Here is a 9,585-nt window from a genome sequence, read left to right on the forward strand (position 1 = left end):
GGATGCTCACATCGATCTGTGATTTTTAACGTGACACAGAATTTTGAACACCCTCGTAAGCCTGGGCCAGTTATCATGATGGATATTCACCACACCTACAGCTTGGCGCTCTTTTCACTAATAGCGACACGTTTATCATTGCGAATACACCGCCAGGCATAATCCATGCATTCAAGATAATTCTTTAACGAAAATGCAATACCATTGGTTGACTAGGCGATCAATCGCATTCATTCCCAATAAAGGGGTATTCTGAGAATACAAGCCAATCATTTAAATATTTATTTTTTAGACGTAGCCACATTCCTGCCAAAATAAAAATTCAAGTCAGCAAAAAATATTTAAATTTATAGTGATTTAATAAAGCATTCAAACTTTTCAACCACCTCATCTTTATTATATTTAGAAGGTAACTCCTTAATAAATCTCTCAGGATGATTCAGTGCGTCTTCAATTCTAATGCCTAGATCCTCACCTTCTTTAACCAATCCCGCAAAGTCTTCTCCTAATACCTCAAGTGGACCTACAGCTTCTGTCGCTACAATAGGAATTCTAAGTGCCATGGCCTCAAGCAAAACATACCCCATAGACTCAAACTCTGAACACAACACAAGACACTTAGCTTTCTTCATGATATTCCATGGATTTTTAAGCTCACCTAAAAAATGTACGCGATGACTAATATCACATTGATCGAGTATTCTGTGCAATTTACGGGTAATAGGACCATCATGCTTAGGCTCAGCCCCGACAAAAACCAAGTCCGTTGAATGATGTAATTCTTTGTTATCAATATAAGTTTTTAACAGTAAATCCTGACGTTTCTCTGGTGCAATCCGACCAACATGTAAAATGAAATTTTCTGGTAAACTCATAGTCAAAGGTTCATTAGCTTTGGCCTGAATTACAGCAGGTTCAAAAGGATTTGGTATATGTTTTACTGGATATTTAATAAACCCATTAATCTCATCACCAAGTTTTTTAGAAATAAAAACAACCTTCCTGCGACCTAGAGAAAACTTTACTTTAACAAGTTCCTTGAACTTACTTACTAAAGATTTATTGCATTTGAACTTATACAAGGGATCACCATGAATAATAGAAACAACCCCTTTTACCGGAGCGTAACGACTTGCGGCATTATTCACAAGAACCATCACTTCTCCCTTAACAACGGAGCGCTTAAAAAGCAAAAGTTTAATCTTGCTAATTTTCTTAACATTGACCCATGATGACCAACATTCCAAATCCGTTTTATTTTGCTCACCTAAATTCCAAACTTCAACTTCATTACCTCTGGCAACCAACTCTAGCCTGACTAAAACTGGTAGCTAAAGGTAGAAGGATTTCAAATCCTGCTCAATTTAAGACAGCCACCATCAAAAGTGAATTAATATTTTAAATCAATTCAAAAGCACCTCAAAAACTCATACAACAACAAGGAAACCCAAAAAAAACAAAAACATAATCAAAACATTTAATTAACACAAAACATTTGAAAACACTTATTCACGCCTGCAACCACCCAGCGGACAAGTTGCATCACAAAACAGCAACAAATACCAAGACGAATAAGCGAATATAGAACATCCTAAACACTTTCCGAGCAGCAAGAAGCACGCTATTGGGAGTCAGTCTCTGATAAATAACGACAGTTTTATGGAAATGAGATTCTCTGAGACGCTCACTTTCGGAGGTTCATGACAAAGCGACGGAACAGGGCGATGTTTTCCACCGCGTCTTCAAGTGTGATACGTGAGTTATCTTCTTTAAAGAGAACATCCAACACGCAATGCTGGCTGTTCTCAATCCGCCAGTACTGGCGGATGTAGTGGCTGCGCTGCTTCAGCAATAGCATCAATGAAGTAGTTCTTGTTACCTTTGACGTAGGGCTTTACATACTGCGGAGGGATAAGTTTGACTTGCCTAAATCGATACCGAGTACTTGAATAAACATGATGATCTACCTCCTGTCCAAATCTAATCTCAGCATAATTGCTGAGGAGGGGGCAGACCATCACATTAGGCCAAACATGATTTGTTTGGCTTTTTTATTGTAAATGATATTAATCCAAGTCTTTCAGTGGCCAAAGTACAATATGATCTTCAAGATCCCTGACTTTAGTTTCACTCAATGTCTTATCTTTCACCGACATCCCCACTTCATGCATAGCATTCTTGGAACCGGTCAAGAGCGGATGCCAGGCGGGTAATGGTCGCCCCTTATACAAACGCCGGTAAGCACAACTATCCGGTAGCCAGTCCAACTCTCCGATATTATTCGCCGTCACCGCAGTACATTGGGGAACAAATTCAAAGCGCTTTTCATAATGAATACAGCTGCAATCTTTATCAGACAACAACTTACAAGCCGCGTTAGTATAGTAGAGTTCATCGGTTTCATCATCGATGAGCTTATTGAGACAACATTTGCCGCAGCCATCACAGAGAGACTCCCATTCATCGGGAGTCATTTCGGCCAGGGTCTTGGTTAACCAAAAGGACATAAACTTGTTGATTCGTTCTTGAAAACTTGCGTGAACGCTATTTTACACTAATTTGAGGGTGGATACTTGATCCGTTCGGAAAGATAGGCCGCCGCCAAAGCAAAATAATCTGAATCCTGCCAGCTTCGCAATGCGCGATAATTCTGATACACGAGATAGTGTCGACCACGTTTGCCATCGGGCATAATCAATGACACTTGCATATCAGTTCTGCCTGGCAGATCACTGCCATCGTAACGACGAACGCCCAATTGCTGCCAGTGACTGAAGCTCGCCTGATAACCTACACCCAGTTGGTCATTCTCTATCGACTCTGGTGCTTTAACCTGACGTCCCCAGGTTTGGGTGTCATCCCAGCCTGCTTGCTGCAGGTAGTTAGCCACAGATGCCAAACCGTCAGCGAAACTATTCCAGATATCAACCTTGCCGTCGCCATCGCCGTCGCTGCCATATTGTAGATAGGCACTTGGCATCAGCCCTAAAGGTCCCATGGCGCCAGTGCTGGAGCCCTTGAGCTCATTTGATTCAAGCGATTGTGACGCGAGGATTTTCAGTGCCGAGATAAACTCATTGTGATAAGCCTCTTGCCCCTCATAGGCCAGTGACGCTGTCACAGACAGCACAGGATAACTCCCTTGCTGATTGCCAAAATCCGACTCGAGTCCCCAAAGCGCCAAAATAAACCTGGGTTGCACCCGGTATTGTTTGCCCAGCCCAAGCAACAGCGGCCGATACTCTTCAGCCAATACTCGCCCCTTGACCACCATCTCTTCATTGATAATCCGGGGAATATAGTGTTCTAAATCCTGCGGTGGCTTCGGAATGGCTTTATCATCATTGGAGGCCTTTTTAAACAGTTTTATTTGGCTGAAGGCCTTATCCAATGTGAGTTGATCTATCCCTTGCGTTGCCGCGTCCTGTTTTAATATATCAAGATACTGCTCGAAACTGCCCTCAGTCGCCACGCAAACATTGGGCAGCGCCACACCCAGCAGTGAAATAAACACCAGGGAAAATCTATCCATAAACCGCGTTATTCCTTAAGCAGAGTGATCATCCAAGCCCTTGCTAACTCTCAGCTCCTTCAGCATATCCACCTGAGGCGGCGGCAATTGCAAATAATAGCCCTTTTCTGCCAGGTCTGCTTTTACCTTGTTAATATCAGCAATGCCCAGTTGTTGCCTTTTCTGCAGCGGCAATAGCATTACCAGTTGTGGCGGCCCAAATACCTGCATCAAGGGAGCAGGTACATCATCAAACTGGCCTTTCTTGTTAACGAATAAATAGGTGTCGGCTTTTTTCAGGCTTTTATAGACAGCACAGATCATAATTGTATCAATTTCCATGGGTTCAAACTTGCCACTCATCGGGGCACACTATAACATGGACGCCTTGGAATATAACGCTGTCACGCAATCTGACTGTTCATTTTCTGGAGAATGATGCCGGGATGCCAAAACCTAGTCTAGAGCTAAAAGGCTCTTCTTTTACGCTCTCTGTACTTCACATCAATACCCCTGATCTGGGCGCCCTTTTCAAAGAGCTCGATGGCAAGCTCGCCCAGGCTCCGCAGTTTTTTATCAATGCCCCATTGGTGCTTAACCTGAGTCAAGTTAGCGACACTGATATAGATCTCAAAGGACTGCGCCAGGGACTAACCGACAGAAAGTTGGTGATTGTTGGGGTAACTGCAACCGATAAGGCTCTCAATGAAGCCGCCAAAGCTCAGGGATTAGCCAGTATCAAGGCGGGAAAGCAATCAGAACTGCCACCGCCTCCCCCGAGAGTCACCAAGATAGTGAAACAAAACGTGCGTTCCGGGCAACAAATATACGCCAAAGACGGTGATTTAATCGTTTTTGGCGCTGTTGGGAATGGCGCTGAAGTCATTGCTGATGGTAGCATTCATGTATACGGGGCACTGCGTGGTAAAGCCATGGCGGGAGCCAGCGGCGATAAACATGCCGTGATTCTGGCCCAGTCCATGGAAGCTGAACTGGTTTCAATTGCGGGACAGTATTGGTTGACTGAAAACCTGCAGCAACACTGTACCGCCAAGAGTGGTTGTATCAGGCTCAGCGGTGAGTCATTAATCGTTGAATCGCTGCCCGGATAAGGCAGATGGAAAGGATAAAATAGAACATGGCACAAATTATTGTTGTCACCTCAGGTAAAGGCGGTGTGGGCAAAACCACATCGAGCGCGGCTATCGCTACCGGCTTGGCGCTCAAAGGACATAAGACTGTCGTTATCGATTTTGATATTGGCCTTAGAAATCTGGATTTGGTCATGGGCTGTGAACGCCGGGTTGTTTACGACTTTGTCAATGTCATCAACGGTGAGTCCAATCTAAATCAAACACTTATCAAAGATAAGCGCTGCGATAAACTGTTCGTTTTACCGGCATCCCAGACCCGGGACAAGGATGCCCTGACCCGAGAAGGTGTCGGCAAGGTACTCGATGATTTGAGCAAAGACTTTGATTACATTATCTGTGACTCCCCTGCAGGTATTGAAACCGGCGCCATGATGGCACTCTATTTTGCCGATATCGCCATAGTAACAACCAACCCTGAGGTTAGCTCGGTCAGGGATTCAGACAGAATTCTAGGCATGCTGCAAAGCCGTAGCCGCCGTGCCGAACAAGGGCTTGAGCCTATCAAGGAATATCTGCTGCTGACCCGCTACTCCCCTGCCAGGGTGAAAACCGGCGAAATGCTTAGTGTGGAAGATGTACAGGAGATCCTGGCAATAGAACTGCTTGGAGTTATTCCTGAGTCCCAGGCAGTGCTCAAGGCTTCCAACTCTGGCGTGCCGGTGATCATAGATCATGACAGCGATGCAGGGCAGGCCTATGAGGATACAGTGGCTCGTCTGCTGGGTGAAGAGCTTCCGCTACGCTTTGTCGCGGAAGAAAAGAAAGGATTCCTTAAACGAATATTTGGTAGCTAAATTATGTCATTACTCGATTATTTCAGAAGCAGCAAGAAAAGCAGCACCGCGGCAACCGCCAAGGAACGTTTGCAGATCATCGTTGCCCATCAACGCGGTGAGCGCGGGGCACCGGATTACTTTCCGCAGATGAAGCAGGAGATAATTGAAGTGATCCGCAAGTATGTGCACATCTCTGAAGAGCAGGTATCTGTGCAGTTGGATCAGAACGATGACAACTTGTCGGTACTCGAACTCAATGTGACTCTGCCGGAACGCCCCTGATTAAAGGGCAAACCCTTATAAATAATGCCGTTTCTGTAAAGAGACGGCATTTTCTTATCTGGTCATTGCCAATACAACTCGTTCTGCCAAACACTGATTGCAACCCACTCAAAAAGCTATTTAATGATGGTTTCAGTAAAAAGCAATTTTGGATAACGGCCGACAACACCCATAAAAAATCCGATGAGTCTGTATCATCGGATTTCAGTTTCAGCTTTGCCAGAGCAGCATTTGATTTATCCCTGGGGATCAGCGCCTGGCAACCGGCACTTCCAACATAGCCATAGCAGCCACACTGGATTCCAGAGGTTTACCTTCAAAACGAGCCTGGAAGCTGTACCCCTCAGGGCCAATTCGCTCAAGTGTCTTGGCCGGTACCTTGAACATCACCTTCAGTGTCTGCCCCGGCTTAACGCTGATATCTCTGATTGCTTGAGTGAACATCATTTCGTCTGACCAAGCCCAGACTCGCTGTTCCTTGTCATCCACCAACCAAAGATCCGCCGTCATCCCAGAATTGAAGCGAATCCCAATCGGGTATTCTTTGGGATTATGGATCTCCAGCATCACCTGCAAAGGTTGCTTGTCGACCACATCGCTAAATGTCAGCTTACCTTCAAACAGTGCCGGTGTCGGCGCTTTTTTGATGGTACCAAAGTGCAGTGTCGGCATTCTGAGTTCCTCTATCCCTGTCGGGCTCTTTTGAGGCACAGGCTGAGTAGTTGCGGCATTGGAGCCGCTGCAACCAACAAGTGCCAAGACCGCTAGCAAAGGCAAAACGGCGCGCATCAATTACCTCCTCCAAGTTTCTTGAAGATGCTTTCTTTAAGCTTGTCTTTCACCTTCTCGGTCTCTTCCTTGAGCTTGGAATCAAACAATGCCTGAGTATCGAGCGCAAATTTAGGTTCCTGGAATGAACCAGAAATCATCAACGGGATTTCAACACCGGCCAGATCATTCTTGCCTTCGCCGCCCTGTCCCTTGAGGCTACCGACCACTGAGGTTTTCAGCTTATAGTCCAACTGTTCACTGATAAGGTTGGCACTACCTGCACCCGCCAAGCGAATAAGTGGTGATGCCATAGCGAGATCCGGGTTGTTGGCCACACCATTTTTCAGACTGAAACTGCCGGTCAGACTGGAAAAGTCTGTCTTGCGTTCACCCTCGTCCTGAGCCGACAAATCACCTTTAAGCTTGGCTTGAGCACTGCGGATCATATATGGGATATTCACCCCATAGAGCGCACCATCACTGATTTCAAACTTACCGTTGGCATCCAAGTTCTGCTTGATATTATCCGGGATCAAGCTCTTGCCTTTACCTTTGACACTAAACGCAGTAGCTCCGGCAAGAATTTTCAAATCGGCCGCATCCTTGAGCAGAGGTTGAATTTTGACGCCGCTGAGCTGAGTATCAAAATTGTAGCTGGCAACCTTGTTGCGACCGTCAAGCTGCGCCTTGGTCATCAGTTTGCCCTGATACAAATCAGCGCTGAGCTGCTTCATATCCAGCACGCCATTGGTCAGAGCCAGATCCATCTGCCAGTTTTCAGTGGTCAAGCCGGCAACCTTAATGGCCTTAACAGCAAGATCCATGGCGAAATTGACCTGTTTCATCGCGCTCAAGTCTGGTTCACTGCTGGCCTTGGCGGCCGTTGCCGATTCAGTAGTTTTGGCGGCGGCTTTATCTTCTTCTCCGGCAGGCAGTAACTTGTCGAGATCTATTTCCCCCAAAGCCAACTTGGCTTTCACATCCGGTATCTTGCCGCCGAAAGCCACTTTAAGATCCCCTTTGCCTTCAATATCGGCCACCTTGAGACTGCTCAATACCAGCTCGGCGTTTTGACGATTAAGATCCAGTTTTACATCAGCATTCAGGGCGGCGCTCAGGCTTCCGCCGGGCATACTCTTGCCTTCAACGCGATTTTCAATGGCAAAGCCGGTGATCTCCAACTGCTTCATGTCCGCTGAAATCTTCAATTGCCCTTTACCCTCGCTGGCAATTTTCATCTCCGACATATTGCCACTGAACTTATAAGCCAGAGGCGCAAATTTACCCAGCGAAAACTCGCCCAAGGTCAGAGACTCAAGCACAAAGGTTTGATCACTGCCACTGCGCTTGTCGAGCAGATGAATCTGGGTATTGGTGATATTGATGCCACCGATATTGAGACTGGCCAATCCCTGAGCGCTGCCTTCGGTATTCTTGGGTTGCTCTTTGGCCGTCCCTGTGTCACCACTGAGCCCATCCAGACTGGTGCGGCCGTCTTTCTGGGTAACTAGCTCAAGTTTCAAGCCATCGAGATTTAATTGGGCAATTTCCACTTCTTTACGAAACAGCGGCATCAAAGCGACTTCAGCGACAACCTGGTTGACCGCCAGCATCTGTTTTTCATCAAACCCATCCGGGTTACTCAGGCTGATACCGCCCAATTCAATTCCCAGTGTCGGGAAAAAAGTCCAATTGAGATCCTGACTAATGACCAATTCACGCCCTGTCTGTTTTTTTACCGCATCGACTATTTGGGGTTTAAAGTCGTTGGGATCAAACAACAAGGTCAAATACACAACCAGACCGAGAAACAATACCGCGAAAATACCCAGTATCCACTTAACCACTTTCATAATAGTTTCCTTGTTCAACAATAAGGACTAAGGCGCTTGTTCAACTGATAAAGGCCATATTCAGGGGATTTTGACTAATTGCGATGCCATTATCGTCAGCATAAAGCATCATGCCGGGGGTTATCTGCACATCACCGATGCAAAGTGCACAGTTTATTTCTCCGGCCCCCTTGCGCTCGGTTTTAATGGGGACTGCCGCCAGAGCCTTTACCCCAAGCGGCATAGTTGCCAAGGTGGCAACATCACGCACAGCGCCGTAGATCACCACTCCCTGCCAACCATGGTCAACAGCACTCTGGACAATGAGATCCCCCATAAGGGCCTTGGCGGTAGAAGCGCCACCGTCCACCAACAGTACTTTACCCGTACCATCGGTTGCCAATAGCTGTTTCACCTTGGAGTTATCCTCGAAACACCTGACGGTAACGATTTCGCCCCAAAAAATCGATTTGCCACCAAACTGACAAAAGACAGATGGCAGCAACGTGAGATCATTTTCATAATGATCAAAGAGATCCGGTAACAAATCCAGCATATAGGCCTCCGTGCAAATACTGCTTTCTAGGTTAACGCCCTTATCCTGTCACCACAAGTTCCATGATAGCAGAACAGTTGTCTCCAGATTTATCCCATCCAATAAACGGTGAAATGCTTGAGTAATTTCAGAAATATACTATAGACTATTACAGGTGACAGCTTTGCGATCCCTTTATCCTGTCCCCCCCTTTCGGGCAAAACTTCGTTTTAAGTGAACATACATGACAAAAGATCTCGATTTGCAGAGTGCTATTGCGGCACTCGATGCATATGGATATGAAAAAAAACACTCAACGGATCTTGAGCAAGCCAGAAACAAACAACAGATGACCCGCTATTTGAAGTCTTTGGACTTTAGCCTCAGGCGTCTGAAGCTTCTTCAGGAAGCGGTCAATGAATTGGTTGAAGAAACGCAAAACAACTTGCATAAACAGGAGCAAGTACAAACCTTTAAGACCAAGGTCATCAATTTATCCCGCGAACTCAACATGTCCTATGATGAAGTATTGGTCTATATGGCCAATCAGGGTAGTAAGTAAGGATGTGAGTTCAATATCGATTACAGTATTGTTCGATATACCAGAGTTGTTTGATATATCAGAGAGGCGCAGTCAATATCTGCGCCTCTCTTTTTATGGGACAAGGAGAGGGTGTTCAAAATTCTGTGTCACGTTAAAAATCACAGATCGATGTGAGCATCC

The 9,585-nt window shown here is 45.9% G+C and carries 11 protein-coding genes and 1 pseudogene; 4 read left to right on the forward strand and 8 right to left on the reverse strand.

The annotated features are described in order from the left end of the window. Positions 1-347 precede the first annotated feature (347 nt). The 5 genes and pseudogenes from CX651_RS19240 to CX651_RS19265 form a co-directional block, all read right to left on the reverse strand. Positions 348-1,307 carry a glycosyltransferase gene (locus tag CX651_RS19240; RefSeq protein WP_101057689.1) on the reverse strand — a complete coding sequence of 320 codons (960 nt, stop codon included), beginning with the start codon at positions 1,305-1,307 and terminating at the stop codon, positions 348-350. A gap of 380 nt (positions 1,308-1,687) precedes the next feature. Next, positions 1,688-1,846 (reverse strand): annotated as a pseudogene (locus CX651_RS19245) (ISAs1 family transposase); the annotation flags it as partial. A 220-nt stretch (positions 1,847-2,066) separates the two neighbouring features. Continuing rightward, positions 2,067-2,507, reverse strand: a complete 441-nt coding sequence (locus CX651_RS19255) for a YcgN family cysteine cluster protein (protein WP_101057694.1) — start codon at positions 2,505-2,507, stop codon at positions 2,067-2,069. Positions 2,508-2,554: 47 nt separating this feature from the next. Then, positions 2,555-3,532, reverse strand: coding sequence for a lytic murein transglycosylase (locus CX651_RS19260; RefSeq protein WP_101057696.1), 978 nt, complete (start codon positions 3,530-3,532; stop codon positions 2,555-2,557). Between the two features lie 15 nt (positions 3,533-3,547). Beyond that, positions 3,548-3,835 carry a YcgL domain-containing protein gene (locus CX651_RS19265; protein ID WP_101057709.1) on the reverse strand — a complete coding sequence of 96 codons (288 nt, stop codon included), beginning with the start codon at positions 3,833-3,835 and terminating at the stop codon, positions 3,548-3,550. Positions 3,836-3,957: 122 nt separating this feature from the next. Between CX651_RS19265 and minC the strand changes: the two genes are divergently transcribed. From minC to minE, 3 genes are read left to right on the forward strand one after another with little or no spacing between them, the layout of a single operon-like run. Next, entirely contained in the window at positions 3,958-4,623 is a 666-nt protein-coding gene (gene minC / locus CX651_RS19270) for a septum site-determining protein MinC (RefSeq protein ID WP_101057698.1), read from the forward strand. A 26-nt stretch (positions 4,624-4,649) separates the two neighbouring features. Further along, on the forward strand, positions 4,650-5,459 hold the full coding sequence (minD, locus tag CX651_RS19275; protein ID WP_101057699.1) for a septum site-determining protein MinD: 810 nt from the start codon (positions 4,650-4,652) through the stop codon (positions 5,457-5,459). A 3-nt stretch (positions 5,460-5,462) separates the two neighbouring features. After that, a complete protein-coding gene (gene minE, locus CX651_RS19280; protein ID WP_039033258.1) occupies positions 5,463-5,723 on the forward strand; it encodes a cell division topological specificity factor MinE in 261 nt (86 codons plus the stop codon). A gap of 249 nt (positions 5,724-5,972) precedes the next feature. Here the strand turns inward: minE and CX651_RS19285 are convergent, their stop codons facing one another. The 3 genes from CX651_RS19285 to CX651_RS19295 are packed head-to-tail and all read right to left on the reverse strand — an operon-like array spanning position 5,973 to position 8,882. Then, the gene (locus CX651_RS19285) at positions 5,973-6,512 is read right to left on the reverse strand and encodes a BsuPI-related putative proteinase inhibitor (RefSeq protein ID WP_101057701.1); all 540 of its coding nucleotides are present in this window, start codon (positions 6,510-6,512) and stop codon (positions 5,973-5,975) included. Continuing rightward, entirely contained in the window at positions 6,512-8,347 is a 1,836-nt protein-coding gene (locus tag CX651_RS19290; protein WP_101057703.1) for an AsmA family protein, read from the reverse strand. The genes CX651_RS19285 and CX651_RS19290 overlap by 1 nt, the downstream gene beginning before the upstream one ends. A 40-nt stretch (positions 8,348-8,387) precedes the next feature. Beyond that, positions 8,388-8,882, reverse strand: a complete 495-nt coding sequence (locus CX651_RS19295) for a putative 4-hydroxy-4-methyl-2-oxoglutarate aldolase (protein ID WP_101057705.1) — start codon at positions 8,880-8,882, stop codon at positions 8,388-8,390. A gap of 223 nt (positions 8,883-9,105) precedes the next feature. Between CX651_RS19295 and CX651_RS19300 the strand changes: the two genes are divergently transcribed. Further along, positions 9,106-9,423, forward strand: coding sequence for a magnesium transporter CorA family protein (locus CX651_RS19300; RefSeq protein WP_101057707.1), 318 nt, complete (start codon positions 9,106-9,108; stop codon positions 9,421-9,423). Positions 9,424-9,585: the final 162 nt, after the last annotated feature.

The organism is Shewanella chilikensis (genome assembly GCF_002836945.1).
Classification (GTDB): domain Bacteria; phylum Pseudomonadota; class Gammaproteobacteria; order Enterobacterales; family Shewanellaceae; genus Shewanella; species Shewanella chilikensis.

Excerpts from the sequence above, each read along its gene's own strand:
- minE (WP_039033258.1), top strand. The coding sequence starts at position 5,463 with ATGTCATTACTCGATTATTTCAGAAGCAGCAAGAAAAGCAGCACCGCG.
- CX651_RS19295 (WP_101057705.1), bottom strand. The coding sequence starts at position 8,882 with ATGCTGGATTTGTTACCGGATCTCTTTGATCATTATGAAAATGATCTC.
- CX651_RS19255 (WP_101057694.1), bottom strand. The coding sequence starts at position 2,507 with ATGTCCTTTTGGTTAACCAAGACCCTGGCCGAAATGACTCCCGATGAA.
- CX651_RS19265 (WP_101057709.1), bottom strand. The coding sequence starts at position 3,835 with ATGATCTGTGCTGTCTATAAAAGCCTGAAAAAAGCCGACACCTATTTA.
- CX651_RS19285 (WP_101057701.1), bottom strand. The coding sequence starts at position 6,512 with ATGCGCGCCGTTTTGCCTTTGCTAGCGGTCTTGGCACTTGTTGGTTGC.
- minC (WP_101057698.1), top strand. The coding sequence starts at position 3,958 with ATGCCAAAACCTAGTCTAGAGCTAAAAGGCTCTTCTTTTACGCTCTCT.
- CX651_RS19260 (WP_101057696.1), bottom strand. The coding sequence starts at position 3,532 with ATGGATAGATTTTCCCTGGTGTTTATTTCACTGCTGGGTGTGGCGCTG.
- CX651_RS19290 (WP_101057703.1), bottom strand. The coding sequence starts at position 8,347 with ATGAAAGTGGTTAAGTGGATACTGGGTATTTTCGCGGTATTGTTTCTC.
- minD (WP_101057699.1), top strand. The coding sequence starts at position 4,650 with ATGGCACAAATTATTGTTGTCACCTCAGGTAAAGGCGGTGTGGGCAAA.
- CX651_RS19300 (WP_101057707.1), top strand. The coding sequence starts at position 9,106 with ATGACAAAAGATCTCGATTTGCAGAGTGCTATTGCGGCACTCGATGCA.